The organism is Streptomyces chromofuscus (assembly GCF_015160875.1).
In the GTDB taxonomy this organism is placed as follows: Bacteria; Actinomycetota; Actinomycetes; order Streptomycetales; family Streptomycetaceae; genus Streptomyces; species Streptomyces chromofuscus.
On sequence record NZ_CP063374.1, the window covers coordinates 798,833 to 824,148 of the forward strand.

At 74.0% G+C, this 25,316-nt stretch carries 22 protein-coding genes and 4 pseudogenes; 12 read left to right on the forward strand and 14 right to left on the reverse strand.

All coding sequences use genetic code 11. From position 1 onward, the window contains the following. Positions 1–29: 29 nt before the first annotated feature. From IPT68_RS03590 to IPT68_RS03600, 3 genes and pseudogenes are all read right to left on the reverse strand, one after another. Positions 30–2,045 carry an NADPH-dependent 2,4-dienoyl-CoA reductase gene (locus tag IPT68_RS03590; RefSeq protein ID WP_189701904.1) on the reverse strand — a complete coding sequence of 672 codons (2,016 nt, stop codon included), beginning with the start codon at positions 2,043–2,045 and terminating at the stop codon, positions 30–32. 99 nt (positions 2,046–2,144) lie between these two features. After that, a complete protein-coding gene (locus tag IPT68_RS03595) occupies positions 2,145–2,519 on the reverse strand; it encodes a hypothetical protein (RefSeq protein WP_189701905.1) in 375 nt (124 codons plus the stop codon). Between the two features lie 119 nt (positions 2,520–2,638). Next, a pseudogene (locus IPT68_RS03600) lies at positions 2,639–3,412 on the reverse strand (hypothetical protein). A gap of 361 nt (positions 3,413–3,773) precedes the next feature. Between IPT68_RS03600 and IPT68_RS03605 the strand changes: the two are divergent. Continuing rightward, positions 3,774–5,852, forward strand: a complete 2,079-nt coding sequence (locus IPT68_RS03605; RefSeq protein WP_189701906.1) for a SpoIIE family protein phosphatase — start codon at positions 3,774–3,776, stop codon at positions 5,850–5,852. A gap of 192 nt (positions 5,853–6,044) precedes the next feature. On the opposite strand, the gene IPT68_RS03610 is transcribed toward IPT68_RS03605, so the two are convergent. Continuing rightward, positions 6,045–6,827 (reverse strand): putative protein N(5)-glutamine methyltransferase, encoded by a 783-nt coding sequence (locus IPT68_RS03610; protein WP_189701907.1) that lies wholly within the window; start codon positions 6,825–6,827, stop codon positions 6,045–6,047. A 275-nt stretch (positions 6,828–7,102) separates the two neighbouring features. On the opposite strand from IPT68_RS03610, the gene IPT68_RS03615 reads away from it, so the two are divergent. From IPT68_RS03615 to IPT68_RS03645, 8 genes and pseudogenes are all read left to right on the forward strand, one after another. Next, positions 7,103–7,708, forward strand: a complete 606-nt coding sequence (locus IPT68_RS03615; RefSeq protein WP_189701908.1) for a sulfite oxidase-like oxidoreductase — start codon at positions 7,103–7,105, stop codon at positions 7,706–7,708. After that, positions 7,701–8,456: a ferredoxin reductase gene (locus tag IPT68_RS03620; protein ID WP_189701909.1), complete on the forward strand. Its 756-nt coding sequence runs from the start codon at positions 7,701–7,703 to the stop codon at positions 8,454–8,456. The genes IPT68_RS03615 and IPT68_RS03620 overlap by 8 nt, the downstream gene beginning before the upstream one ends. A gap of 142 nt (positions 8,457–8,598) precedes the next feature. Further along, the gene (locus tag IPT68_RS03625) at positions 8,599–9,183 is read left to right on the forward strand and encodes an Rv1733c family protein (protein ID WP_189701949.1); all 585 of its coding nucleotides are present in this window, start codon (positions 8,599–8,601) and stop codon (positions 9,181–9,183) included. 131 nt (positions 9,184–9,314) lie between these two features. Further along, positions 9,315–9,762 (forward strand): annotated as a pseudogene (locus tag IPT68_RS33775) (DUF6010 family protein). Positions 9,763–9,848: 86 nt separating this feature from the next. Further along, a complete protein-coding gene (locus IPT68_RS03630) occupies positions 9,849–10,817 on the forward strand; it encodes an acetylxylan esterase (RefSeq protein WP_189701910.1) in 969 nt (322 codons plus the stop codon). Between the two features lie 12 nt (positions 10,818–10,829). Further along, on the forward strand, positions 10,830–11,234 hold the full coding sequence (locus IPT68_RS03635; protein ID WP_189701911.1) for a nuclear transport factor 2 family protein: 405 nt from the start codon (positions 10,830–10,832) through the stop codon (positions 11,232–11,234). 88 nt (positions 11,235–11,322) lie between these two features. Continuing rightward, a complete protein-coding gene (locus tag IPT68_RS03640; protein WP_189701912.1) occupies positions 11,323–12,489 on the forward strand; it encodes a serine hydrolase domain-containing protein in 1,167 nt (388 codons plus the stop codon). A gap of 152 nt (positions 12,490–12,641) precedes the next feature. Next, positions 12,642–13,388 (forward strand): GntR family transcriptional regulator, encoded by a 747-nt coding sequence (locus tag IPT68_RS03645; RefSeq protein WP_189701913.1) that lies wholly within the window; start codon positions 12,642–12,644, stop codon positions 13,386–13,388. A gap of 21 nt (positions 13,389–13,409) precedes the next feature. Here IPT68_RS03645 and IPT68_RS03650 read toward each other — a convergent pair whose 3' ends face one another. Beyond that, complete coding sequence (locus IPT68_RS03650; RefSeq protein ID WP_189701914.1) at positions 13,410–14,135, reverse strand: class I SAM-dependent methyltransferase; 726 nt, start codon at positions 14,133–14,135, stop codon at positions 13,410–13,412. A gap of 470 nt (positions 14,136–14,605) precedes the next feature. On the opposite strand from IPT68_RS03650, the gene rho reads away from it, so the two are divergent. Continuing rightward, entirely contained in the window at positions 14,606–15,751 is a 1,146-nt protein-coding gene (gene rho, locus IPT68_RS03655; protein ID WP_189701915.1) for a transcription termination factor Rho, read from the forward strand. A 234-nt stretch (positions 15,752–15,985) separates the two neighbouring features. After that, a pseudogene (locus tag IPT68_RS03660) lies at positions 15,986–16,771 on the forward strand (D-alanyl-D-alanine carboxypeptidase family protein); the annotation flags it as partial. Positions 16,772–16,854: 83 nt separating this feature from the next. Here IPT68_RS03660 and IPT68_RS33780 read toward each other — a convergent pair. The 5 genes from IPT68_RS33780 to IPT68_RS03680 all read right to left on the reverse strand — a co-directional run bounded on the left by IPT68_RS33780 (position 16,855) and on the right by IPT68_RS03680 (position 22,463). Next, a complete protein-coding gene (locus IPT68_RS33780; RefSeq protein WP_228040231.1) occupies positions 16,855–18,210 on the reverse strand; it encodes a glycosyltransferase 87 family protein in 1,356 nt (451 codons plus the stop codon). Next, a complete protein-coding gene (gene mptB / locus IPT68_RS03665; protein WP_189701917.1) occupies positions 18,207–19,601 on the reverse strand; it encodes a polyprenol phosphomannose-dependent alpha 1,6 mannosyltransferase MptB in 1,395 nt (464 codons plus the stop codon). Before mptB ends, IPT68_RS33780 begins: the two co-directional genes overlap by 4 nt. A gap of 90 nt (positions 19,602–19,691) precedes the next feature. Continuing rightward, complete coding sequence (locus tag IPT68_RS03670) at positions 19,692–20,624, reverse strand: glutaminase (RefSeq protein WP_189701950.1); 933 nt, start codon at positions 20,622–20,624, stop codon at positions 19,692–19,694. Between the two features lie 55 nt (positions 20,625–20,679). Beyond that, positions 20,680–21,696, reverse strand: a complete 1,017-nt coding sequence (locus tag IPT68_RS03675) for an asparaginase (protein ID WP_189701951.1) — start codon at positions 21,694–21,696, stop codon at positions 20,680–20,682. An 89-nt stretch (positions 21,697–21,785) separates the two neighbouring features. Then, a complete protein-coding gene (locus IPT68_RS03680; RefSeq protein WP_189701952.1) occupies positions 21,786–22,463 on the reverse strand; it encodes a FadR/GntR family transcriptional regulator in 678 nt (225 codons plus the stop codon). A 247-nt stretch (positions 22,464–22,710) separates the two neighbouring features. Between IPT68_RS03680 and IPT68_RS33785 the strand changes: the two are divergent. Beyond that, a pseudogene (locus IPT68_RS33785) lies at positions 22,711–22,863 on the forward strand (acyl-CoA desaturase); the annotation flags it as partial. Between the two features lie 15 nt (positions 22,864–22,878). Here IPT68_RS33785 and crcB (IPT68_RS03685) read toward each other — a convergent pair. The 4 genes from crcB (IPT68_RS03685) to IPT68_RS03700 all read right to left on the reverse strand — a co-directional run bounded on the left by crcB (IPT68_RS03685) (position 22,879) and on the right by IPT68_RS03700 (position 25,119). Further along, the gene (crcB, locus tag IPT68_RS03685; protein WP_189701918.1) at positions 22,879–23,253 is read right to left on the reverse strand and encodes a fluoride efflux transporter CrcB; all 375 of its coding nucleotides are present in this window, start codon (positions 23,251–23,253) and stop codon (positions 22,879–22,881) included. Then, positions 23,250–23,627, reverse strand: coding sequence for a DUF190 domain-containing protein (locus tag IPT68_RS03690; protein ID WP_189701919.1), 378 nt, complete (start codon positions 23,625–23,627; stop codon positions 23,250–23,252). Before IPT68_RS03690 ends, crcB (IPT68_RS03685) begins: the two co-directional genes overlap by 4 nt. After that, positions 23,624–24,085, reverse strand: a complete 462-nt coding sequence (crcB, locus tag IPT68_RS03695; protein WP_189701920.1) for a fluoride efflux transporter CrcB — start codon at positions 24,083–24,085, stop codon at positions 23,624–23,626. Before crcB (IPT68_RS03695) ends, IPT68_RS03690 begins: the two co-directional genes overlap by 4 nt. A 746-nt stretch (positions 24,086–24,831) precedes the next feature. Further along, positions 24,832–25,119 carry a helix-turn-helix domain-containing protein gene (locus IPT68_RS03700; RefSeq protein WP_189701921.1) on the reverse strand — a complete coding sequence of 96 codons (288 nt, stop codon included), beginning with the start codon at positions 25,117–25,119 and terminating at the stop codon, positions 24,832–24,834. Between the last annotated feature and the right edge of the window lie 197 nt (positions 25,120–25,316).

Consider the following 25,316-nt stretch of genomic DNA (forward strand, 5'->3'; position numbering starts at 1 on the left):
GGGGGCCATCCTAGGGACGGCCCCTGTGCCTACAGAGCGGCCGCCAGTTCGGTGCCCTGCTTGATGGCGCGCTTGGCGTCCAGCTCGGCGGCCACGTCGGCACCGCCGATGAGGTGCGCGCTGTGCCCGGCGGCGACCAGTTCCTCGTACAGGTCCCGGCGCGGCTCCTGCCCGGTGCACAGCACGACGGTGTCGACCTCCAGGACGGTGCTGGTCTCGCCGACGGTGACGTGCAGTCCGGCGTCGTCGATGCGGTCGTAGCGCACGCCCGGGACCATGGTGACGCCGCGGTGCTTCAGCTCGGTGCGGTGGATCCAGCCGGTGGTCTTGCCGAGGCCGGCGCCGACCTTGGAGGTCTTGCGCTGGAGCAGGTGGACGGTGCGCGGCGGCGCGGGGCGCTCGGGGGCGGTGAGACCGCCCGGCTGCCCGTAGGCCAGGTCGACGCCCCAGTGGCGGAAGTACGTCGCCGGGTCCTCGTGCGCCTTGTCGCCGGCGTCGGTGAGGTACTCGGCGACGTCGAAGCCGATGCCGCCGGCGCCGAGGATGGCGACGCGGTCGCCGACGGGGGCGCCGTCGCGCAGCACGTCGAGGTAGCCGAGGACCTTCGGGTGGTCGACGCCGGGGATGTCGGGGGTGCGCGGGGTGACGCCGGTGGCGACGACGACCTCGTCGTAACCGGTCACGTCGGCGGCGGCGACGAATGTGTTCAGGCGGACGTCGACGCCGTTGGCGTCGAGCTGGTGGCGGAAGTAGCGCAGCGTCTCGTCGAACTCCTGCTTGCCGGGGACCTTGCGGGCCACGTTGAGCTGGCCGCCGATCTCGCTCGCGGCGTCGAACAGCGTGACCTGGTGGCCGCGTTCGGCGGCGCTCACGGCGCAGGCGAGGCCCGCCGGGCCGGCGCCGACCACGGCGACGCGCTTGCGCCGCCGCGTCGGGGACAGGACCAGCTCGGTCTCGTGGCAGGCGCGCGGGTTGACCAGGCAGGAGGTGATCTGCCCGCTGAAGGTGTGGTCGAGGCAGGCCTGGTTGCAGCCGATGCACGTGTTGATGGCTTCCGGTCGCCCGGCGGCGGCCTTGGCGACGAAGTCGGGATCGGCCAGCATCGGGCGGGCCACGGACACCATGTCCGCGCACCCGTCGGCCAGCAAGTCCTCGGCCAGTTCGGGGGTGTTGATGCGGTTGGTGGTGACGAGCGGGATCGACACCTCGCCCATCAGGCGCTTGGTGACCCAGGTGTAGGCGCCGCGCGGCACGGAGGTGGCGATGGTGGGGATGCGCGCCTCGTGCCAGCCGATGCCGGTGTTGATGATGGTCGCGCCGGCGGCCTCGACCGCCTTGGCAAGGGTGACCACCTCGTCGAGGGTGGAGCCGCCCGGCACGAGGTCCAGCATCGACAGCCGGTAGATCAGGATGAAGTCCTCGCCGACCGCCTCGCGGACGCGCCGGACGATCTCGACGGGGAAGCGCATGCGGTTGTCGTACGGGCCGCCCCAGCGGTCCGTGCGCCGGTTGGTCTGCGCGGCGATGAACTCGTTGATGAGGTAGCCCTCGGAGCCCATGATCTCCACGCCGTCGTACCCGGCCCGCCGGGCGAGGCGGGCGGCGCGGGCGTAGTCGTCGACGGTCCGCTCGACGTCGGCGTCGGTGAGCTCGCGGGGCGTGAAGGGGCTGATCGGGGCCTGGAGAGGGCTGGGGGCGACCAGGTCCTGGTGGTAGGCGTACCGGCCGAAGTGCAGGATCTGCAGCGCGATCCGGCCGCCCTCGCGGTGCACCGCCTCGGTGATGTGCCGGTGCTGTTCGGCCTCCGCCTCGGTGGTGAGCTTGGCGCCGCCCTCGTACGGCCGGCCCTCGTCGTTGGGCGCGATGCCGCCGGTGACGATCAGCCCCACGCCCCCGCGCGCGCGGGCGGCGTAGAACTCCGCCATGCGCTCGAAGCCGCGCTCGGCCTCCTCCAGACCGACGTGCATGGAGCCCATGAGGACCCGGTTGGGCAGGGTGGTGAAGCCCAGGTCCAGCGGGCTCAGCAGGTGTGGGTAACGGCTCATGGCCCCTCCGTGCGCGGTGACGTGCCTCTGTTGTAGAGGACCGCGCACGGTTTATGCAACTAGTTGCACAACAAGGGCCGGCCGCGGCTCGGCGACGGGTCAGCGGCTCTCGAGCCGTACGTGCAGTTCCCGCTCCTGGTCGCCGGAGGCCGTGCTGAGGTCGTGGACCCTGAACAGGTCGTGCAGGGTGTTGCGGAAGCGGTCGATCGCCCAGTACCCGCCGTGCGCGTCGGCCTCGACCGAGGCGGAGAGCCGGGGGGTGGCGGGGCGCGGGGCCTCGTGCGGTGCGGAGACCTCGAAGGTGCCCAGCCACACCGTCGGCCGGACCTCGTCCCAGTCGCGCGGTACGTCGTCGGAGCACCGGTCCGAGTCGAAGTACGCGCACAGGGTGTCGAACACGATCCGGGCATCCTCCTTGCTGCATCCACTGATCTCCAGGGAGACGGATTCCGGGTGCGTTCGCTCACTGTCCATCGTGGTGGCTCCTCTCGTGGCCGCACTGCGGTACGGCAGCGGGTTCCCCCACGACGCCGTGCCGCACTCCCAGAAAACCACCACATTCCGGGATGTACAGCCCCGAGAGGAGCGCCGACTCAGCTTTCCGTGAAGCGGTACGTCTTGCTGTCGGTCAGGATGCAGAAGCCCGGGGACAGGACGATCACGCGCAGGGTGCCGGTGCGGCGGTCGTAGTCGATGCCCTCCGCCTCGTAGGTGCCGGAGCAGCCGCCGCGCAGGGGCAGCTGTCGCAGCGCGGTGACGCGGCCGGAGACGTCGGAGGTGCCGTCGGGCGCGGCGGACAGGTCGATCCGGAGCAGTGGCCTGGTGATGCCGAAGAGCCTGCCGGCCGGGTCGTCGGAGGAGCACAGCAGGGTGGTCGGGCCGGTGACGTCGCAGCCCCGCACGTCACGGACGGCGTGGTCGAGGTGGACGGTGCCGTACCCGCCCGCGAGCGTCCACGGTCCGCCCGGGGAGATCGCCACCCAGGAGTTGTTCAGACCCTCTCCGGGGCCGAAAGTGTGCACGAACTCCGACCGGGGGCGCCGCCCGGCGACTGCACCCGGAACGTCTTGGTGCAGTGGCCGTCGCAGGAGGCGTCGGGGTCGCCGACGTGGTTCCAGCCGCGGCTGCTGGACGTGGTTCCAGCCGCGGCTGCTGACGGAGGCGGGAACGGTGCCGATGCCGGGGTAGCGGTTGGAGCTGCCGGCGGGGACCTCGACCGACGTCGGGCCTTGGCTCTCGGCGAGCGGATCGGCCCGGTCCGAGCCGATCTCGGTCCAGGCGCCGGCGGCGGTGGCGGAGGGGGCGGCGAGCACGGTGAGGGCACGGGCGGCAAGGCCGGCCAGGAGGGTCTGACAACGTTGCCGCAGTCGACGGAGCGCATGGGGCGACTCCTCGGGTGGGGGTGGGGCGCAATCGGCGCATCAGCGTGACGGGCACGGTATGGTCATGTGCAGACCAAAAGGAGAACGGCGGTTGTCGTCAGGGCGACCGCCGCCACCCGGCGGCCCGTCCCACCCGGCCCGTCCCGGACGCCTCGCCCGCCGTCCGATCGCCCTCCCCTCCACCGACCCGTCCCCCCGTCATCGCCAGACAGCCCCAGTCATGTTGAGGGATGGTGGAGTAGGGCGGTGGTGGCGTAAGAGATGGTTGAGCGCGCTACGGCTCGGGGAGTCGGCACGGGACGGCGTGCCGTGCGGAAGGCGTGCTGTGCGGAAGGCGGTGCGTGCGATGGGTGCAACCGGGCCACCGGTGGCCGACGAGACCGAACCGGGCAGCGGACCGGGGCGGCCCAGCGGCCTGCTCGACGTGCTGGGGGTGGCCTCGGTGGTACTGGACGACCAGGGCCGCATCGTTCTGTGGAGTCCACAGGCCGAGGAGCTGTTCGGCTACCCCGCACAGGAGGCGCTGGGCCGCTACGCCGCCCGGGTGATGGTGCACGAGGATCACTTCGACCTGGTCAAGAAGCTCTTCGCCGACGTCATGGCCACCGGCCGGGGCTGGGCCGGCGCCTTCCCGGTACGCCGCAAGGACGGCAGCACGCGCCTGGTGGAGTTCCGCAACATGCGCCTGATGGACGACCAGGGCGATGTCTACGCCCTGGGGCTCGCCGCGGACCAGTCGACCGTGCGCCGGCTGGAGCAGGACGTCGCGCTGTCCACGCGGGTGATCGCGCAGTCGCCGGTCGGCCTGGCCGTCCTGGACACCGGACTGCGCTACGTGTCCGTGAACGCCGCCATGGAGCGGATCAACGGCGTCCCGGCCGACGAGCACGTCGGCCGGACGATCGGCGAGGTGCTGCCGATGCTGGAAAGGGCGTCCCTGGAGTTCGCGTTGCGGCACGTCCTGGACGCCGGGCAGCCGCTGGTCGACCATCCCGTCGTCGGCCGCACTCCCGCCGACCCGCACGAGGACCGCGCCTGGTCGGTCTCGCTGTACCGGCTGGAGGACGTCCGCGGCACGGTGCTCGGCGTCGCCCTGTCCGTGGTGGACGTCACCCAGCAGTACCGGGCGGGCGTCGAGACGGAGACGGCGCGGCGGCGGCTGGCGCTGATCGCCGACGCCTCGGCACGGATCGGCACCACGCTGGAACTGGAGCGCACCGCGAGCGAACTGGCCGACGTCGCGGTGCCGGAACTGGCGGACGTCGCCGCCGTGGACCTGCTGGACTCGGTCATGGGCGGCCGGCGCAGCAGCGCCGACCCGTGCGAACCGGCCGTGATCCGGGCCCTGGCCGTCAAGGCGGAGAACGCCCCGGAGGCCCTGCGGGCGGCCGACCCGCCCGGACAGGTGGCCCGTTACGGACCCGACCGTCTGGTCACCGAGTGCGTGCGCTCGGCCCGGCCGGTGATGATCCCGCGGGTGAAGGACGAGGACCTGCCGCGCATCGCCCGGTCCCCCGAGGCGTCCGCCCTGCTGGGCAGCGCGGGCGTCCACTCCTACCTGGCCGTCCCCCTCATCGCACGCGGTGAGGTGCTGGGCGCCCTCGACCTCAAACGCATCCACCACCCGAGGCCGTTCAGCGAGGACGACCTGCTGCTCGCCCGTGAACTGGCGGCCCGCGCGGCGGTGCAGATCGACAACGCACGCTGGTACCAGAACGCCCGCGACACCGCCCTCACTCTCCAGCGCAGCCTGCTGCCCAGCCACCCGCCCGTCACCGGCGGCCTCGAAGTCGCCTCGCGCTACCAGCCGGCCGGCGCGGCCACCGAGGTCGGGGGCGACTGGTTCGACGTCATCCCCCTGGACGGCGGCAGGACCGCGCTCGTCGTGGGCGACGTGATGGGCAGCGGCATCACCGCCGCGGCGACGATGGGCCGGCTGCGCACCGCCACCAACACCCTGGCGTCCCTCGGCCTCGACCCCGCCGTGCTCCTGGAGCACCTGGACCGGATCACCGAGGACCTGGACCACTCCATCGCCACCTGCCTCTACGCCGTCCACGACCCGCGTCAGCGGTGCTGCCGGATCGCCAACGCGGGCCATCTGCCGCCCGTCCACGTCCGCGTCGACGGGACTTCGGAGCTGCTCGACCTGCCGACCGGGGCGCCGCTGGGCGTGGGCGGCGTCGAGTTCACCAGCACGGTCTTCGAGCTGGGCCCGGGCGAGGAACTCGTTTTCTACACCGACGGCCTGGTGGAGACCCGCAGTCACTCCCTCGACGAACGCCTGGACACCCTGCTGGGCCTCCTCGACGACCCGGGCCGCCCCCTGGAGGAGGTCTGCGACCTCCTCGTCCGCACCCTGCACCACCCCGACAACCACGACGACGTGGCCGTGCTCATCGCCCGCGCCCGGCCGGAGAACTGACGGTCGCGCCGGCAGACCGCCCGTCCCCCTGAGACCGGGGTTCGGACGGTCTTCCTGCGCCGGGGTCCGGACCGTCTCCCGGCGCCGGGGTCCGGACGGTCTCCCGGCGCCGGAGTCCGGACGGTCTCCCGGCGACAGGGGGCCCGGACGCTCCTGATCGCGTCGGTGGAAGGGCCGGCCCCTGCGGCCGGGTCAGGCCGTTCCGATCACCACGTGGGCGTACAGCTCCTCCGAGACCGCCAGACGGGTCGTCAGTCCCGCGCGGGTGAAGGCGTCGACGGCCGCCGGTGCCTGGCGTTCGCTGGTCTCGGTCAGCAGGCAGCCGCCGGGCGCCAGCCACTCCCGCGCACCGCCGGCGACCCGGCGCAGCACGTCCAGTCCGTCGGCGCCGCCGTCGAGGGCGACCGGCGGTTCGTGGTCACGTGCCTCGGCGGGCAGCAGCGCGAGTTCGGCGGTGGGGACGTAGGGGACGTTGGCGGCGAGGATGCCGACGCGGCCCCGCAGTTCACCGGGGAGCGCCGCGTACAGGTCGCCCGTGTGGACCCGGCCGCCGTACCCGGCGACATTGCGCCGGGCGCAGTGCGCCGCGGCCGGATCGATGTCGGCGGCGTGCAGTTCGACCGGGCGCAGGGCGGCGGCCAGGGCGGCGCCCACCGCGCCCGAACCGCAGCACAGGTCGACGACGACCGAGGCGTCCGGGGCGGCGGCCAGGGCCTGCTCGACGAGGAACTCGGTACGGCGGCGGGGGACGAAGACACCGGGTTCCACGGCGATCCGCAGCCCCGCGAACCCGGCCCAGCCGACGACGAGTTCGAGCGGCAGTCCGCTCGCGCGGCGGTCGACCATGGCGGCGAGCTCGTCCGGGGTGCGGGCGGCGCCGAGGATCAGTTCCGCCTCGTCCTCGGCGAAGACACAGCCCGCCGCACACAGGGCGGCGACCACGGAGGAACGGGAGGGGGAAAGCGGCAGAGGCATGGAGGTGAGGGCCTTTCGGAAGCCGAAGGGCGCTCTCGCGGTCGCCTACTGCCGGCGTTCCGCGCCGGCGTGAGGGGAGAGCACCCGAGCTGACACAGCGGTAATGGGTCTCACCTCCCCGGTCACGCACGGCTGGGACCGCCCTCAGCCGGACGGCCACCCTACCCCACGGCCGGACAGGGGCACGGCCGCGCACCACGTACGGTGGTAGGCGCACGCACTGATCAGGTACTACCCGCGGGCCGTCGCACCGGCGGTCTGGAGGCACCACCCGCATGAACGTCACCCGAGGCTTCACCGGGCGCCCACGCGTCGACAACCACGGGCTGCCGCCCGGGCAGTACGACGCGGGCGACGACTGGCCCGTCCTGTCCGCCGAGGTCACGCCCGACCTCGCCCCCGCCGACTGGACCTTCCGCATCGACGGCCTGGTGGAGGCGCCCCGCACCTGGGACTGGGCGCAGGCGCACGCGCTGCCCGCCTCGGCGTACGAGGGCGACATCCACTGCGTGACGAGCTGGTCGAAGTTCGGGGTGCGCTTCGGGGGCGTTTCGCTCGACGCCTTCCTGGAGCGGGTGCGACCGCTGCCGGCCGCGACGCACGCCGTCGCCTACTCGCACACCGGGTACACCGCGAGCCTCCCGCTCGCCGACCTCACCGGCGGCCGGGCCTGGATCGCCTGGGAGTACGACGGCCGGCCGCTCCCGGCGGAGCACGGCGGACCGGCGCGGCTGCTGGTGCCGCACCTGTACTTCTGGAAGAGCGCCAAGTGGATCGCGGGCATCCACCTGCTCGACCACGACGAGCCGGGTTTCTGGGAACGCAACGGCTACCACGCGCGGGGCAACCCCTGGGAGGAGCAGCGGTACTCCGGTGACTGAGACCTTCACTCCCCCGACCCGGTTCGCCGTGCCCGGCCGGATCGCCGTGAGCAACGGCACCGCCGGCCACTGGCAGACCGCCACCCTCACCGAGATCCGCCGCGAGACACCGCGGGCGGCCACGTTCCGGTTCGCGGTGCCCGCCTGGGTGGGCCATCTGCCCGGCCAGCACCTCCGGCTGCGACTGACCGCCGCGGACGGCTACACCGCCCAGCGCCACTACTCGATCGCGTCCGCGCCGGACGACTCCGGGCACGTGGAGCTGACCCTGGACCACGCCGAGGACGGCGAGGTCTCCGGCTGGTTCCACACCGAGGCCCGGCCCGGTGACCGCGTCGAGGTGCGCGGCCCGCTGAGCGGCTTCTTCGCCTGGCCGGGCGACCGGGCCGCACTGCTGATCGGCGCCGGATCCGGCGTCGTCCCGCTGATGTCCATGGTGCGGCACCACCGGGCCCGCGGCCTGTCCGTACCGCTGCGGCTGCTGGTGTCCGCGCGGAGTCCCGAGGAGCTGATCTACGCGCGGGAGTACGGCGCCGAGACGACGCCCGTCTTCACCCGCGCGGCTCCGCCCGGCGTCCCGGTGGGACGGATGACCGCGGCACATCTGGACCCGCTCCTGGAGGCGGCGCCCGCCGGTGGGTGGGAGGCTTATGTGTGCGGTTCCAACGCCTTCGCCGAGCACGCCTCGCGCCTGCTCGTGGCGGCGGGACAGCCGGTGCACCGGATCCGCGTCGAACGCTTCGGCTGACCGCCCGCTCTCTCGCCGCCCCGGTGCGGTGCGCGAAGTCCGCGGGACGGGGTACGAGATGCATGTGGCACTCGCACGCGTACATGGGCCCGAGGGGCGCCGGTACGGCTCCCCCGGCTCCGGTGACGGCGAGGAGGCGGAGATGCGAACCCGGGTGCGCGGCTGGCGCTGGCGGCGCAATCCGTTGCGGCGCAGGTCGGACGTCGTCGAGGCGTGGACGGTCCTGGCCGTGGCGGTGCTGCTGTTCCTGGGGGCGCCGCTGGCCGGGGCGCTGACCGGCTGGTGGGCCCACGGCGAGGCACGGCGGACCGCGGCGGCCCAGTGGGAGGACCGGCGGCTCGTGCGGGCCGAGGTCGTCGGCAGGACTCCGGACTCGCTGCCGGCGGTGCAGGCCGGCCGGGAGTACACGTACCGCGCGACGGTGCGCTGGACGGAGCCCGGCGAGGGTGCCAGGACGGGCACGGCGCGGGTTCCGGCGGGGACCCGGTCCGGGGAGACGGTCGACGTGTGGTTCGACGGGCGGGGCCGCAGCGTGCCGCCGCCGCCCGCCGAGACGACGATCTGGCAGCACAGCCTGACACTCGGGGTGTGCACCACGGCCGGGACGGCCGCCCTGGTGCTGCTCGGGCACGCGGCCGTACGCCGTGCGGCCGGCCGGCGCCGGATGGCGGAGTGGGAGCGCGCCTGGGCCCGTACGGAACCGGAGTGGACCCGTCGGTGGGCCTGACGCGCGGCCCCTGGCCGCAATCCGTCGGAACCTGTCGGTAATGCCCCTGTGGGGGCGCCGGGGGCGGATCCAGCGGGTGCTGCGTCCACGCGCGCGGACGCCGAACCGTCGCCTTCCCGGGAAGCACCCCCATGACCTACGTCGTGCCGATCGCCATCGGCGTCCTCCACGCGCTCCTCATGTCCCTCGTTCGCGAACCGCACCGCCGCCGCTTCCACGCGGACGGGGGCACCGCCCGGTCGAGCGGAGCCGAGACTGGGGGAGGTCACCGGTGCCGGAGCCGCCTACCCCAGCGGCAGCGGCCTGGGCGGCTGGGAGTTCGCGTTCACCGCGCTCGTCGCCTACGTCGCCCACCGCGGCCGGGAGTCGTGGACCTGGATCGGCGTCCCCTGGCTGCTGCACACCGCCTGCGACGTCGTCCACCACCTCAAGGGCAGTCCGATCATCCCCTTCGCCCACGACTCCTCCCTCGGCTGTGCGATCTGCGACCCGGTCATCGCCCTGTGGTGCCCGGCCGGCGGACCGACACCGCGGGAGCTGTTCCGGCGCCGGGTCCACGACCCCGCCGTGAACGCCTGACCGACGCGGCGCGGGCTCTGGCGAGTGGTCCGACCACCCGCGTACGGTGTGATCATCATCGTCGTCGGCACCCAAGGTGGTCCTGCATGGCACTGTTCGACCTCCCCCTCGACGAACTCCGCGAGTACCGCAGCTCCAGCGCCGAACCCGAGGACTTCGACGCCTTCTGGTCGAAGACCCTTCAGGAGGCCCGTGAGCACGACCTGGACGCCCGGTTCGAGCCGGTCGACACGGACCTGACCACCGTTCAGGTGTTCGACGTGACGTTCGCCGGGTTCGGCGGGCACCCGGTGAAGGGCTGGCTGACGCTGCCCGCCGCCGCGGCCGAGCCGCTGCCGCTGGTCGTCGAGTTCGTCGGGTACGGGGGCGGGCGCGGGCTGCCGCACGAGCACCTGCTGTGGGCGTCCGCGGGCCGCGCCCACTTCGTGATGGACACCCGCGGCCAGGGCAGCGCGTGGGGCGGCGGTGGCGGCACCCCGGACCCGGTCGGCGGCGCTCCCGCGTACCCCGGTTTCCTGACCCGGGGTATCGACGCGCCCGAGAACTACTACTACCGCCGGGTGTTCACGGACGCGGTCCGCGCCGTCGAGGCCGCCCGCTCGCACCCGCTCGCCGATCCGTCCCGCACGGTCGCGCTCGGCGCCAGTCAGGGCGGCGGCATCACCATCGCCGTCGGCGGCCTCGTCCCGGACCTGGCGGCGGTCGCGCCCGACGTGCCGTTCCTGTGCGACTACCCGCGTGCCGCGACGCTGACCGACCGCCACCCCTACCGGGAGATCGGCCTCTACCTCAAGACGCACCGGGGCCGAGGCGAGGAGGCGCTGCGCACGCTGTCCTATTTCGACGCCGTGCACTTCGCCGCGCGCGGCCGGGCCCCGGCGCTGTTCTCGGCGGCGCTGGAGGACCAGACGTGCCCGCCGTCCACCGTCTTCGCCGCGTTCAACGCCTGGGCGCACGAGGAGAAGGCGATCGAGGTGTACGACTTCAACGACCACGAGGGCGGCGGCCCGTTCCAGGAGGCCGCCAAGATGCGCTGGCTGCGCTCCCACGCCTGAGAGGGGCGCGTCGTGGACACACGGGAGGCGGCCGAGCGGTTCGTGCGCGTGTGGCAGCGGGGCTGGGCCGAGCACGACGTGGAGGCGCTGCTGGCGCTGTACGCCGAGGAGTGCGTCCACCGCTCGATGCCGTTCCGCGAGCCGCACCGCGGCCACGCCGGACTCGGCGCGTATCTGCGCTGGTCGTTCGCCGGTGAGCGGGTGACCGACGTGCGCTTCTCGGCGCCGGTCGTGGGCCAAAACGGGGTGGTGGTGGCCGAGTTCCGGGTGCTGTCGGAGGAGGACGGCGAACCGGCCACCCTCGCCGGGTGCGTCTTCGTCCGGTTCGACGCCGACGGGCTGGCGGTCGAGACACGGGACTACTGGCACACCGCCGACGGCCACCGGGAGCCGTCGGGCACGCTGTTCCTCTCCTGACCTTCCGCACTGTCCGACCAGTCGGTACGTTCGGGGAGCCCGGTCCGCAGGGTCGTGGACCGGGTTTCCCACGGACGACGGAGGGTGCATGTCCGAGCGCGAGCCACAGATCCACGGCCACTGCGACGCCCGCTTCGCGGCGGTGCGATCGGCGTTCGAGGAGAACTTCCGGGAGCGCGAGGAACTCGGCGCGGCCGTCACCGTCATGGTCGACGGGGTGACCGCGGTCGACCTGTGGGGCGGCTGGGCCGACCCGGCGCGCACCCGGCGCTGGGAGCGCGACACCCTGGTCAACGTGTGGTCGACGTCCAAGGGCCCGGTGGCGCTGTGCGCGCACGTCCTCGCCGACCGGGACCTGCTGGACCTGGACGCGCCGGTGGCGACGTACTGGCCGGAGTTCGCCGCGGCGGGCAAGGAGAAGGTGCTTGTCCGGCATCTGCTGTCCCACCGTGCCGGGCTGTCCGGGCCGCGCGAACCGCACTCGTTCGCGGAGCTGTGCGACTGGGAGCTGACGACCCGCCGGCTCGCGGCCATGGAGCCCTGGTGGGAGCCGGGGACGGTGTCGGGGTACCACGCGCTGACGTACGGCCATCTGGTCGGGGAGGTCGTCCGGCGGGTCTCGGGGCTGCTGCCCGGGGCGTTCCTCGAGCGGGAGGTGACCGGACCGCTCGGCGTCGACTTCACCATCGGGCTGCCGGAGAAGGACGCCGGGCGGGCGGCCGAGCTGACGCACCGGCGGGTCGCGGCGAGCACCGAACAGGCCACGGTCTTCGCCCAGTTGTCGCCCGCCGCGCTCGCCGCGCTGACCAATCCCGCCGTGGGCGCGGCCGAGGCCAACACGCCCCAGTGGCGGGCCGCCGAGATCCCCGCGGCCAACGGCCACGGCACCGCGCGGGCGGTGGCCGCCCTGTACGGCGTCTTCGCGGGTCGGGGAACCTACGACGGCCGTCGCGTCCTCTCCCCCGAGGCGGCCGAGCGGGTGCGCGAGGGTCAGGGCAGCTGCCGGGACCTGGTGCTGGGCGCCGGGCTCCCAGGGGAGACGGAGATCGGCCTCGGGCTGTGGCTGAGCGGGCCGAACGGTTCGTACGGACCCAACCCCCGGGCCTTCGGGCACGACGGATTCGGCGGCTCCTGCGGGCTCGCCGACCCCGAGGCGGGCGTGTCGCTCGGGTACGTGATGAACAGCATGGGGCCGCACATCGCCGACGACCCCCGGAAGATGGCGCTGGTGGACGCCGTCTACGGCGCCCTGTGACGGCCGGGCGCGCCCTCCCGCGACGCCGCGCCGCCCCGTCTCTTTCGGCCGAACCGCCGGGCCGCTCTTCCCTGGTGGTTTAGACCAATGCTAGATGTGGTGGCGCAATGAGCCCGCACGGCTACCGCACGTCACCCACAGGAGGGCGCGGCATGGCCCGCACCACCCCGCACGACCGCCCGCACACCGACGCACAGCCCCTGTACTGGCGGATCGCGACGGAGTTGCTCGGCGAACTACGCGACGGCACGGTCCCGCCCGGCGAACGGCTGCCGGGCGAGCGGCAGCTGGCCGAACACTTCGGGGTCAGCAGGGAGACCGTACGACAGGCGCTGGAGGTGCTGCGCCGGGACGGACTGGTCGCCACCGACCGGCGCGGCAGCCACGCCACCCTGTCCGGTCCGCCGGTCGAGCCCCAGACCTCACTGGCCTTCCCGATCGGCGCCCGGCCCGCCGCCGACCCGCGCGCCGTCGACCGGGCCACCGTCACCTGGGAGACGCCCCCGCCCGAGCACGCGGCGGCCCTCGGTCTGGCCCCGCACCGGCCCACCCTGATGCACCGCTACGAGTCCGCCTCCGCCGACGGCCGCGGCCTGCGCAGGGCCGTCACCTCCTTCTCGGCCGTGGCCCTGGCCGAGGTCGAGGAGCTGGGCCGTTACCGCGACCGCGCCGACGGCACCGCCGCGGCCCAACTGCGCCGCGCCTACGACTGGATGCGCAGGGCGGGGCTGACCCTGCGCCACCGCGACGCGATCACCCGCCTCCCGGACAGCCCTTCGGTTCGGGTGACCCGCCTTGTACACGACCAGCACGAGCGGCCACTGGAGTTCACGGAACTCGTCGTCGACACCCGCCGGGACGCCCTGGTTTACGAGTTCACACTCCCGGCGGCTGTCTGACCGAACCCCGGACCGCGATTCCTACGGAGGGCGCCGGGCCACGACCATCCGTACCCGCGGGCTGCCGTCCCGCCGGTGCCCGAACTCGGCCAGCGGGTGGAGATCCACCCGGAACCCGGCGCCTTCGAGGTCCCGCACGAGATCACCGAACCGCACGGACCGGTAGTACATGACGAACGGCGGCCGCCACACGGCGTTGCGCACCCGCATCGCCAGGTCGAAGCCGAGCAGCATGCAGTAGACGAGGGAGCCCGTCCGGGGCGGGGCGACGACCGGGAACGCGAAGCACCCGCCCGGCCGCAGCACCGAACGCACCTGCGCGAACAGTCCCGGCAGCTCGCGCGGCAGGAAGTGCCCGAACGCCCCGAAACTCACCGCGAGGTCGAACGCGGGGCGGAACGGCAGGGCCCGGGCGTCCGCCCGCACCCACGACACCCGGGGCGGGCCTGAGAGGACGCGCTCCCGCGCGACGGCGAGCATGCCCGCGCTGAAGTCGACACCCGTGACGCTCCCCCGGCACACCTGGCGCAGCACGCCGACGCCCGCGCCGGTACCGCAGCACACGTCGAGCCCGTCCTCGAACGGCCCGATCCGCCGCAGCGCAGCGGTGACGGCGTCGAGCACCGAGTCCGGCGTGCGGAAGGGCGTGTGGTCGAACTTGGGTGCGAGCAGGTCGTAGCCGCGCTCGACCGACGACAGCACCTGGACGGCGAGTTCACGCAGGCTGGGACCTCGAGGCCTGAACATCGACCTCAGCTTAGTCCCGGCAGGTCGGCGGCGGAGTCGCCGGCGTCGGCGGCCCGGCGAGCGCGACCGCGGCGCGTGCGCGGGGCCTGCTCCAGCCGGCGGGTGGCGAGCACCGGATGCCAGGCGGCCAGACAGGTGACAGCCCGAACCCGACCGTCCGCGCACTACTGAGAGCCACGTCACAGCGGCAGGTGCACGTCACGTGGTAAGGTGCCGTCAGCACTTGTGTACGCCCTCTTGTGGCGCCGGTGCATTTCCTTCCTCAGTCCGTCGGACACCCGCCGTTCTCCGGCCGGTGCGGCGGCTTCCCGGCACCACCTCGCCCACGGGCCCGTCCGCCCGTCGCCGAGGTGCTGTTCCCGCCGTCCGGAGGCACGTACGCAGGCCTCGTCCGCGGCTCTCCCCCCTTTTCTCCTCCTTCCGCCCGCCCGCACCGCAGGCCCTCCGCGTCCGTGAAAGGACCGACCCCCATGACCACCACTCTCGAACACCCTCCCGTCCCGCAGCAGGCCGTGGCCGTCCAGGCCGTCATGGGCGTCCTCGACATCGACGCGGGCGGCAAGGGACATCTGCGCGGCACCGACTGCCTGCCCTCGCCCGCCGACCCGCAGCTGCCGGCCGCCCTGATCCGCCGGTACGGACTACGCAGGGGCGACCTCGTCGAAGCCGTGCGCGGCCCCCGTCACAGCGTGAGCGAGGTCGAGCGCGTGGACGGCCGTGCGCCCGGGCAGCTCCGCGGCCGGCGCGCCTTCCACGAGCTCACGCCCCTCCACCCCCGCGAGCGGCTCCGCCTCGAACACCCGGCGGCCGGACTCACCGGACGCGTCGCCGACCTGATCTCCCCGGTCGGCAAGGGGCAGCGCGGGCTGATCGTGGCCCCGCCGAAGACCGGCAAGACCGTACTGCTCCAGCAGATCGCCGCCGCCGTCGCCGGCAACCACCCCGAGTGCCGGCTGATGGTCGTGCTGCTCGACGAGCGCCCCGAGGAGGTCACCGACATGCGACGCTCGGTGCGGGGCGAGGTGTACGCCTCCACCTTCGACCGGACGCCCAAGCAGCACATCGCGCTCGCCGAACTGGTCGTCGAGCGGGCCAAACGGCTCGTCGAGGCCGGCGAGGACGTCGTGATCCTGCTCGACTCGCTGACCCGGCTGTGCCGGGCCCACAACAACGCGGCGGGCGCCGGCGGCCGTACGCTCACCGGCGGCGTCGACGCCGCCGCGCTGCAGGGACCCAAGCGGTTCTTCGGCGCCGCGCGCCTGGCCGAGGAGGGCGGTTCGCTGACGATCCTCGCCACCGCCCTGGTGGAGACCGGCTCCCGGGCCGACGACTTCTTCTTCGAGGAGCTCAAGAGCACCGGCAACATGGAACTCCGCCTCAGCCGCGAACTCGCCTCCCGCCGCGTCTTCCCGGCCGTCGACATCGCCGGCTCCGGCACCCGCCGCGAGGAACTGCTCCTGACGCCGGCCGAGTCGACCGCCGTACGGGGACTGCGGCGGGCGCTGCGGACCCGCGACGGCGAGTCCGGTCTGGAGACGCTGCTGGAGCGGATGCGGCAGACCCCCGACAACGCCGCCTTCCTGCGCCGCATCCAGCCCACACTGCCGACCGGATAGGGCGGCGCCGGGGCTCGCGCAGGCGTCCTGCCGGTCGGACAGGCGGCGCCGGGGCTCGCGCAGGTGTCAGGCGCGGTGTGTCCGGTGCGACGCGCCGGGGCGCGTGCGGCATCCGGGTGCACGCGGCTCCCGGTTGGCCCGGGCAGCGCGCGGGCGAGGCAGGTCCGTTCCTAGGTTGACGATATGACGATCGGATTCTCTTGCCGGGTGGCTGTGTCGACCTGTGGCCTCTGCATGGCCGGTGCCCTCGCGTTCGCGCCCGTCGCGACGGCCGCCCCGACCGGGTCCGACCCCGGCGCACCGGGCGGGCCGCGGGGAACGGCACCCGTACCGGCCGTGCTGTATCGCGCCGGCACGCACGTGCGGCCACGCCCCGGGGCGCCGGACGTCCCGGACGTCTCCGCCCTGTCCTGGCTGGTGGCCGACGCCCGCACCGGCGAGGTGCTCGCCGCGCACGACGCGCACCGCAGGCTGCCGCCCGCCAGCACCCTCAAGGCGCTGTTCGCCCTCACGGTGCTGCCCGGGCTGCCCAGCGGCATCCGGCACCGGGTCACCTACGGCGAGTTGTCGGAGGTCGGCGAGGGCAGCAGCCTGGTCGGCGTCACCGAGGGCGACGCGTACCGCGTCTCGGACCTGTGGCGCGGGGTCTTCCTCAACTCGGGCAACGACGCCGTGCGCGTGCTGGCCCGGCTCAACGGCGGCTGGGAGGTCACGGCGCGGCAGATGGAGGCCAAGGCCCGCGAGCTGGGAGCCCGCGACACGCGGGTGAAGTCGCCCGACGGATACGACGCGCAGGGCCAGGTGTCGTCGGCGTACGACCTGGCCGTCTTCGGCCGGGAGGGACTGCGCAACGCCGAGTTCGCACGGTACTGCGCCACCCTGGAGGCCAGGTTCCCCGGGGACGGCGACTGGGGCTGGGACATCCGCAACACCAACCGGCTGCTGACCGGCGACGACGGCGTGGACCGCTACCCCGGCCTGATCGGCGTCAAGAACGGCTACACCAGCGACGCCGGGCACACCCTCATCGCCGCGGCCCGACGCGACGGGCGCACGCTGGTGGTGTCGGTGATGAACCCTCAGTCGGGCGGCCCGTTCGACGTCTACGAGGAGGCCCGGTCGCTGCTCGACTGGGGCTTCGGCGCCGCCGGCCAGGTCGACCCGGTCGGCTCGCTGGAGGCCCTGCGCAGCAGGCCCCGCCCGGGCCCGGAGGCCGTGCCCGCGCGAGTGACCGCGGCGGTCGCGCCGGAGCCCGAGCCAGGCTGGCCGGAGACGGCGGCGATCACGGCGGCCGCCTGTCTGGGCGCGGCGGCCGTCGCGCTGGTCCTGCGGCTGGAACCCTTCCACATCGAGGACTGACCGACCGGCGTCCCCAGCAGCAGCCCGAGGGTGATCCAGGCGTAGGTGTTGCTGCCGAGGAAGCCGTCGACGCCGGACGCGTCGTCGAACCAGAGCCACACCACGCTGGTGCACATCACCGCGTACAGCAGGGCCGCGACCCGCTGCTGACCGGCGCGGACCAGCAGCACGAAGGCCGGCAGCAGCCACACCAGGTGGTGCACCCAGGTGATCGGGCTGACCAGACACGCCGTCAGACCGGTGAGGGCGAACGCGGCGTACCAGTCGCCGGCCGCCACGGCCCTGCGGGCGCGCCACGCCCACACCCCGAGCACCAGCAGCACCGTGACCGCCCAGACCGCGCGGCTCTCGACGTCCAGCCGGGCCAGGATGCCCTGCAGGGACTGGTTGGAGACGTAGTCCAGCCGGCCGACGCGGGTGGTGTCCCACATGGCGTGCGTCCAGTAGAAGCGCGACGCCTCCGGTACCACCACGGCCGCCAGGCCCGTCGCCCCGACGGCCACGCCCGTCGCGACGCCGGCGGCCCGCCGGCGCCGGGCGAGCAGCAGCAGGCCGATGAAGAGGGCGGGCGTGAGCTTGACGGCCGCCGCGAGACCGATGCCGATGCCGGCCCAGCGGCCCCGCCCGGTGGCGAGCAGCCAGGCGTCCACCAGCACCAGGGCCAGCAGCAGGACGTTGACCTGCCCGAAGCTGAACGTGTCGCGCAGCGGTTCGTACAGCGCGAGGGCACCGGCGGCCAGGGCGCAGCCGTACCAGCCGTGGCGGCGCCAGGCCCGGCCGGTCAGCACGCGCATCGACACGGCCAGCGCGGCCAGGTTGAGCAGCAGCGCGATCACGATCGCGGCCCCGATCCCGACCAGGGCCATCGGCAGCATGGCGACGGCGGCGAACGGCGGGTAGGTGAAGCCGTACATCGTGCCCGGCACCCGGTAGTCGTAGATCCGGCCGCCGTCGTGGATCCAGCTGTGGATGGTGCCGTGGTAGACGCGCAGGTCGAACCAGTCGCGCAGGAGCGGCACGGTCGCGGTGAAGACGGTCACGGCGACGGCGAGGGCCAGGACGGCCAGCAGCCGCCCGCGGTCGGTGCGGGGTGTTCTCATGCCGTGCGCCCCAGGACCGGAGCCTGCGCGGCCTGGTGGGCCTGCCACAGCACGACGACGGCGAGGACGCCGCCGGAGACCGCCAGCACCAGCTGCCCGAGGCCGGCCGGGCCCCCGCTGGGCAGGACACCGAGCGCGAGCACACAGGTGACCGCCGCCACCCGGTACCGCACCGAGGTGTTCGGTGCGGCGGCGGCGATGAGGAACAGGCCCCACAGCGCGTACCAGGGCCGGATGGCCGGGCCGAAGGCGGCCACCGCCGCCAGGCTGAGGCCGAGGGCGTACACCGGGCGCCGGCGCAGCCGCGCCCATATGACGAGCAGCGCCACGGCGGTGATCACCAGGCCGATCATGTGCCAGACCGGCACGGCGAGCGGGGCCAGGTCGCTGCCGAGCCGCTCCAGCAACGCGGCGGTGGCGCGGCCGAGCAGGCTGGTGAGCGCCCAGTTGTGCGGTGAGACGGGAGTGTTCAGAGCGGCGATCCATCCGTATCCCGTGCCGGCGACGGCCGTCGCGGCCACGGTCGTGGCGGCCGACGCGGCGACGGTCGTCAGCACTGCCCGCGCCGCGCTGCGGCCCGCGCGCATCTGCAGGACGACGAGCGCGGCGAGACCGAGCGCGGCGGGCGCCTTGACGAGCGCGGCGAGCGTGACGAGGACGGCGCCGAGAACCGGCCAACGGCCCAGCGCCGCGACCAGGCCGACGCCCAGCAGGCCGAGCATCATGGCGTCGTTGTGCGCGCCGGCCACCAGGTGAAGCAGCACCAGCGGGTTGAGGGCGCCGAGCCACAGGGCGGCAGCCGGGTCGGCGCCGCTGTGCCGGGCCAGGCGGGGCAGCGCGGCCGCCATCAGGGCGACGCCCAGCAGCGCCAGCAGCCGCATGCCCATGAGGCCGGCGGGCAGGTCGCCCCGGGTCAGGCCGGACAGCGCGGAGGCGGCGGCGAGGAACACCGGCCCGTAGGGGGCGGCCGTGTGCTGCCACACCGGGGACACCTCCTCGGCGAGGGGGCCGCCGAGCCGGGACGGGCCGTGCGTGTACACGTCGATCCGCGCGTCGACCATGGCGCCCTGCGCGAGATAGCTGTAGACGTCCCGGCTGAACAGCGGCGGGGCCAGCAGCAGCGGGGCCGCCCACAAGGCGAGGACCAGCAACAGGGCGCGCGGCGCGGGCGGTTCGGGGCCGCGCAGCAGCCGGCCGAGCAGCGCCCAGGCGGCTATCAGCAGGACGACGCCGAAGTAGACGCCGACCAGTCCGAGCGCGGCGCCGGCCGAGGACGGCGACAGCAACTCCCGGACCGGGAGGGCTCCGGCCGTCTCACCACCCAGCGCCAGGAAGGCGGTACCGGCCAGACCGAGCATCTGGCAGCGGCGGAGATCGACGGAGGAAGCCATGGCCAACACTCGGTCAGCGTGTCAACGCCGGGTGGCCGGAAGGCGACGCGCCACCCTCCGGGGGTTGACCTGCGTCTGACCTCCGTGTGATCAGAACACCGACAGTCCGGTGAGCGTCGTGAAACGGTCCAGGGCGGCGACCCCGGCCACCGAGTTGCCGCGTTCGTCGAGTCCCGGGCTCCACACGCACAACGTGCAGCGTCCCGGCACCACGGCGACGATTCCTCCGCCCACCCCGCTCTTGCCGGGCAGGCCCACCCGATAGGCGAAGTCGCCCGCCGCGTCGTACGTGCCGCAGGTCAGCATCACGGCGTTGACCTGCTTGGCCTGGCTGCGGCTGAGCAGCCGGGAACCGTCGGCGCGCACGCCGTGCCGGGCCAGGAAGGCGGTGGCCAGGGCGAGATCGGCGCAGGACGCCCGGATCGAGCACTGCCGGAAGTACTGGTCGAGCAGCAGCGGCACCGGGTTGTCGATGTTGCCGTAGGAGGCCATGAAGTGGGCCAGTGCGGCGTTGCGGTCGCCGTGCGCCGCTTCGGATGCGGCGACCTCGGGGTCGAGGTCCACCTCGGGGTTGCCGCTCTCGTCGCGCAGGAACCGCAGCAGTGTGCCCGCCGCGTCGCCGGTACGGGTCTGGAGGCGGTCGGTGACGACCAGCGCACCGGCGTTGATGAACGGATTGCGCGGAATGCCGTTCTCGTACTCCAGCTGCACCAGGGAGTTGAAGGGGTTGCCGGAGGGCTCGCGGCCGACGTGCTCCCAGAGCTCGTCGCCCTCGCGGGCCAGGTCGAGGGCGAGGGTGAAGACCTTGGTGACGGACTGGGTGGAGAACGGCTCGCGCCACTCCCCCACCCCGTACACCGTGCCGTCGAGTTCCGCGACGGCCATGCCGAAGCGGCGCGGGTCGCAGGCGGCCAGTGCCGGGATGTGGTCGGCGGGGCGTCCTCGGCCGGGGGTGTGCTCGACTACCTCGGCGATGCGCTCCAGGACCGGTTGGAAGCTCAGCGACGACGTCATGATCACCAGTGTGCCTCCGGTCCGGTCCCGGCGCGCGCCCTTCGGACCGGCCATCGGCTGCGCGCTACACGCAGGACAGCAGAGGAACCGGGTCCAGCGCCCGAACCGCCCGCACGCACCCCACCGGCCGTCCGCCGCCGAGCAGCGGCTCGCCCGCGAACGCGGTGAGCAGCGCCGGGTCGACCCCGGCGCGGGCCAGCGCGGCGGCGGCGACCGGGACGCGAGCCCGACTCGCCCCGTCGGCGATCTTCACGGCGATCGCCCGGCCGTCGGGCAGCGCGGCGACCTGAACGCCCTCGAAGCCGTCCTTGGCGAGCAGCCCCGGCACGGCCCGCATCAGCGCGGCCACGTCCCGGCCCGACCCGGAGGCCATCTCGGCGTGCTCCCGCATCGCGTCGGCGACGCGCGCCTCGGGGGTGCCGGGCGCGGCGGTGACGATCCGGGCAGTGGCGCGGGCGAGGCCGTGCAGGGAGACGGAGAACAGCGGCGCGCCGCAGCCGTCGACGGTCACGTGGGCGACGCGCTGCCCGGTGAGGTCCTCGACGGCCTCGGCGATCGCCTGCTGGAGGGGGTGCGCCGGGTCGAGGTGGTCGTCGAGGGACCAGCCGTTGAGCTTGGCCGTGCAGAGCATGGCGGCGTGCTTGCCGGAGCAGTTCTGCGCCGGCCGGGAGGGCGTCCGGCCCTCGCGCACCCAGGCGTCCCGGACGACCGGGTCGAGCGGCAGGTCGGGGACATTGCGCAGGTCGCTCTCGGAGAGCCCGGCGATCTCGAGGATGCGGCGGGTGCCGGCGAGGTGGCGTTCCTCGCCGGAGTGGCTGGCGGCGGCGAGGGACAGCAGCTCGCCGTCGAGCGCCAGCCCGGCGCGCACCATGGCCACGGCCTGCAGCGGCTTGAGCGCCGAGCGCGGGTAGAACGCCGCCTCGATGTCGCCGAGCTGGAAGGCGACCTCGCCGTCCGCGTCGAGGACGACGACGGAGCCGTAGTGGACGCCTTCGACGATCCCGGCGCGTATCAGGTGGGCCACGGGGGCGTGGAGGGGCTCACGGACGGGGGGTGCGTCCGCGACGGAGCTGCTGTGGATCACTGCCTGGCTCGCTGAGGGGTCGGGGTGGACCGCTGCGCGGGTCACGCGTCGGGTCCGGGGGTCGGTGGGGTGGGAGGGCCGCCGGCTCACGTCTGCGGTCCGCCGTCGACGGCGTCGGCCCTGGGCGCGCGGCGCACGATGTCGGTGAGGCTGGTCTCGACGCGGTCGAGGTGGTGGGACATGGCCTCGGTCGCGTCCCGCTCGGACCCGTCGATCAGCGCCTCGACGATGGCGCGGTGCTCCCGGTTGGACTGCTCACGCCGTCCGCCCAGCTCGTTCAGGAACGCCGACTGGCGGGCCAGCGCGTCCCGGATCTCCTCGATGACCCGGCGGAACACCGGGTTCTGGGCGGCCTCCGCCACGGCCAGGTGGAAGAGGGTGTCCATCGCGACCCACGCGGTGGTGTCCGTCTCCCGTTCCATGCGCTCCAGCAGGTGGGCGAGGTGGTCCAGGTTCTCGGGGGTGCGGCGCAGCGCCGCGTAGCCCGCGACCGGGATCTCGACGTGGCGGCGCACCTCCAGCAGGTCGCTGGCCGAGTAGTCGCCGAAGGTGGGGTCCTCGACGCTGCTGGCGACGACGAAGGTGCCTTTGCCGGTCTTGGCCACCGTCAGCCCCATCGTCTGCAGGGCGCGCAGGGCCTCCCGCAGCACGGGCCGGGAGACCTCGAGCGTGCGGCAGAGCTCCGCCTCGGAGGGCAGTTTGTCGCCGATCGCGTAGTCGCCGCGCTCAATGGCGCCGCGGAGGTGGGCCAGCACCGCTTCCATCGCGCTGACGCGCCGCGGGCCCGCTCCACCTGTCTGGCTGTCTGACAGGTTCACGGGGAGATATTCCGGCCGGCGGGACGGAGGTGTCAAGCGGACCGGGGCGGCCCAGGTACGGGAAACCCCGCTCCGGCAGGGGGCGGGCGGCACCCCCACCCCGGGGGCGGACGGCATTCCGCCGCCGGAAAGCGGTTCCGATACTGAACCGCATGGCCAATCCCATGGTGCTCACGGATAACTCGTCCATGCGCCGGCACTCGGCAGGGCCCAGGTCATCACCGAGCGGTACTGCGCCGACCTGGGCATCCCCTACCACCGGACCGGGCTGCTCGCCTCGCACCGGGAGGCACTGCGCCACCTGCGGAGCGTCGGGGAGCCGCTGCGACGCGACGCGGGCGACTGAGTCGACGCGGTTCCACTACGCCCAGACGGCCTCGGCCGTCGCCACCCCCACGAAGGCAGCGCCGAGGCCCGCGCCCACGCTCCCCACGACGTTGACGGCGGCGTAGAGACCGGCCCCGGTCTCGGCCAGCCGCAGGGTCTCGTAGGAGAAGGTCGAGTACGTCGTCAGGGCCCCGCACAGGCCGGTGCCGAGCAGCAGTTGGAGGTGCGAGCCCGCCGCCCCCGCCGCTGCCGCACCGGCCAGCAGGCCGAGGACCGCGCAGCCGACGACGTTGACCACGAAGGTGCCCCACGGGAAGACGGAGTCGTGCCGGGACTGCACCGCCCGGTCGGTCAGGTAGCGGAGCGGGGCGCCGATCACGGCGCCCGCGACGACCAGCAGCCAGTTCACGACGGCTCCTCCTCCGTGTCCGCTCCGCCCCGGCCGCCCTCCCGGCCGACGTACCTGATGACCTCGCAGTCGTCGAGGATCACGAGCCCTTCGGTGACCAGCTCGTCCAGCTGCGGCAGGAAGGCCCGGACGCGCTCCTCGGTGTCGACGACGACGACGGCCACCGGCAGGTTCTCGCTCAGCGACAGCAGCCGGGAGGTGTGGATCAGGGACGAGGCACCGAAGCCCTCGACCCCCGCGAAGACGCTGGCGCCGGCGAGCCCCGCGGCGCGGGCCCGGTGCACGATCTCGGAGTACAGGGGCCTGTGGTGCCAGGTGTCGTTCTCTCCGACGAAGACGGTCACGCGCGTGGCGTTGCCGGTCAGCCGGGTCATCGCTGCCTCCAGGTGAAGAAACGGCGGGTCGCGGTCGCGCCGAGCCACACCGCGGCGAGCGCCGCCGACACGGTCGCCGCCAGATACGCCAGGGCGGTGCGCGGGTGGCCGCCGTCGACCAGCCGCTGGATGTCGACGGCGTACGTCGAGAAGGTCGTGAAGCCACCGAGGACGCCCGTGCCCAAGAACGGGCGGACGAGGCGGTGGGCGACCCGAACGTCGGTGATGAGCACCATGAGCACGCCGATGAGGGCGCAGCCGACGACATTGACCCAGAAGGTCGCCCAGGGGAACCCGCCGGTCCGCTCGGGCCACCACAGGCCGGCCGCGTACCGGGCCGTCGCGCCGATCGCTCCCCCGACGGCCACCACCGCGACGACGGGAACCTGGCCGCGCCAGTCGCGCCGCCGCGGGCGACGGGTGCCCGCGGAGAGGCTCTCGGTCTCCGGGGATGTCATGACGGCATGTCTCCTACTCGCCGGGGCCCTCACCGCGGGCGCCTGTCGTCGCGAGTAGGGACCGGTGGCGGCACCGACGCCGCGGTTCGGGTACGGCGGGCCCCACCGCCGCGCCGCGCGGGTACGCGGCCGCACGCCAGGTTAACTCCGGGTCCGCGGCCCCGTCACGTCGGCTCCGGTGCCGTGCGCACCTCGACGCCGCGGTCCCGGACGCTGCCCGGGACCGGCAGGTCGCCCCCTTCGCGGACGATGGTGACCATGCGGAAGCCGGTGCGGCGGTGGGTGAGGGGGGAAGGAGGCGGCAGGCGCTGGTCCCGGCGACGACCGGGAACGAGCCGTACCGGCTGACGCGAGGCCGCTCGCGAACTGCAGTCCGTCCAGCAGCGCTTCGGGCCGGTCACGCCGGGCTCCGGCGCATCGGCCGACCCGTGCGAACAGCGCGTCGCGGGGCGGGAGTTCGGGACCGAGCGGGCGGCCCCCGGTCTCGGCGACGGTCTCGACACGGGTCGCCGCGGGTCGCTCCGGCCGTCGACGCGCAGGATGCGGCCGTCCTCGACTCCGGTCAGGAAGCGGCCCGGGGTCGGCGACGACGACCTCGGGGCCCCGCGCGCCGGTGTCGACGTGAACCGGGGCGCGCGGCGGGGCCGTTGGGCGCAGCGGCACGAGGGGCGGGGACCGGGCACGGGCGGCTGCCCTTCGCGGTCGGGGGCGTGACGCCCGGGCGGGTGCCCGTCGCGGCCGCTCCCCTACCAGCCCTTCTCGAACAGCCGGGCCACCTCGGCGATGCGCACCTCGTCGCGGCGGTAGTACGTACGGCGCCGGACCCGCTTGGCGCGCAGCATGCCGAGGTCCGCCAGGAGGGTGAGGTGGGTGTGGGCCACCGAGCGGCGCACACCGAGCTTCGCGGCGACGGCGTCGGCGCACACGCCGTCCGCGACGAGGTCGGTGTGCCGTCGGGGTGGGAAGTGGGCGACCGGATCCTTCAGCCACTCCAGGATGCGCAGGCGGGTGTCGTTGGCGGGAGGTTGCAGCATTCTCGTCCCCCTCGGTCCGGGCGCTCACAAGCGGCTTTCCCACTGTGGCGCCGGGCAAGCGGCCCCGCCGGGCACACCGCCGCACTTGACCGGGATCGAACGGGCCTTCGACGCAATGTCGCGGAAGCGCGACCACTCGGCCGCGGAGGTGCGCCCTCCCCGACCGGGTCGTCCGGATGCGCCGAGGACCGGTACGC

Bases quoted from the DNA above. Each gene is read 5' to 3' on its own strand.
- IPT68_RS03590 (WP_189701904.1), bottom strand. From the start codon at position 2,045: ATGAGCCGTTACCCACACCTGCTGAGCCCGCTGGACCTGGGCTTCACC.
- IPT68_RS03595 (WP_189701905.1), bottom strand. From the start codon at position 2,519: ATGGACAGTGAGCGAACGCACCCGGAATCCGTCTCCCTGGAGATCAGT.
- IPT68_RS03605 (WP_189701906.1), top strand. From the start codon at position 3,774: ATGGGTGCAACCGGGCCACCGGTGGCCGACGAGACCGAACCGGGCAGC.
- IPT68_RS03610 (WP_189701907.1), bottom strand. From the start codon at position 6,827: ATGCCTCTGCCGCTTTCCCCCTCCCGTTCCTCCGTGGTCGCCGCCCTG.
- IPT68_RS03615 (WP_189701908.1), top strand. From the start codon at position 7,103: ATGAACGTCACCCGAGGCTTCACCGGGCGCCCACGCGTCGACAACCAC.
- IPT68_RS03625 (WP_189701949.1), top strand. From the start codon at position 8,599: ATGCGAACCCGGGTGCGCGGCTGGCGCTGGCGGCGCAATCCGTTGCGG.
- IPT68_RS03630 (WP_189701910.1), top strand. From the start codon at position 9,849: ATGGCACTGTTCGACCTCCCCCTCGACGAACTCCGCGAGTACCGCAGC.
- IPT68_RS03640 (WP_189701912.1), top strand. From the start codon at position 11,323: ATGTCCGAGCGCGAGCCACAGATCCACGGCCACTGCGACGCCCGCTTC.
- IPT68_RS03645 (WP_189701913.1), top strand. From the start codon at position 12,642: ATGGCCCGCACCACCCCGCACGACCGCCCGCACACCGACGCACAGCCC.
- IPT68_RS03650 (WP_189701914.1), bottom strand. From the start codon at position 14,135: ATGTTCAGGCCTCGAGGTCCCAGCCTGCGTGAACTCGCCGTCCAGGTG.
- rho (WP_189701915.1), top strand. From the start codon at position 14,606: ATGACCACCACTCTCGAACACCCTCCCGTCCCGCAGCAGGCCGTGGCC.
- IPT68_RS33780 (WP_228040231.1), bottom strand. From the start codon at position 18,210: ATGAGAACACCCCGCACCGACCGCGGGCGGCTGCTGGCCGTCCTGGCC.
- mptB (WP_189701917.1), bottom strand. From the start codon at position 19,601: ATGGCTTCCTCCGTCGATCTCCGCCGCTGCCAGATGCTCGGTCTGGCC.
- IPT68_RS03680 (WP_189701952.1), bottom strand. From the start codon at position 22,463: ATGGAAGCGGTGCTGGCCCACCTCCGCGGCGCCATTGAGCGCGGCGAC.
- IPT68_RS03690 (WP_189701919.1), bottom strand. From the start codon at position 23,627: ATGACCCGGCTGACCGGCAACGCCACGCGCGTGACCGTCTTCGTCGGA.
- crcB (WP_189701920.1), bottom strand. From the start codon at position 24,085: ATGACATCCCCGGAGACCGAGAGCCTCTCCGCGGGCACCCGTCGCCCG.
- IPT68_RS03700 (WP_189701921.1), bottom strand. From the start codon at position 25,119: ATGCTGCAACCTCCCGCCAACGACACCCGCCTGCGCATCCTGGAGTGG.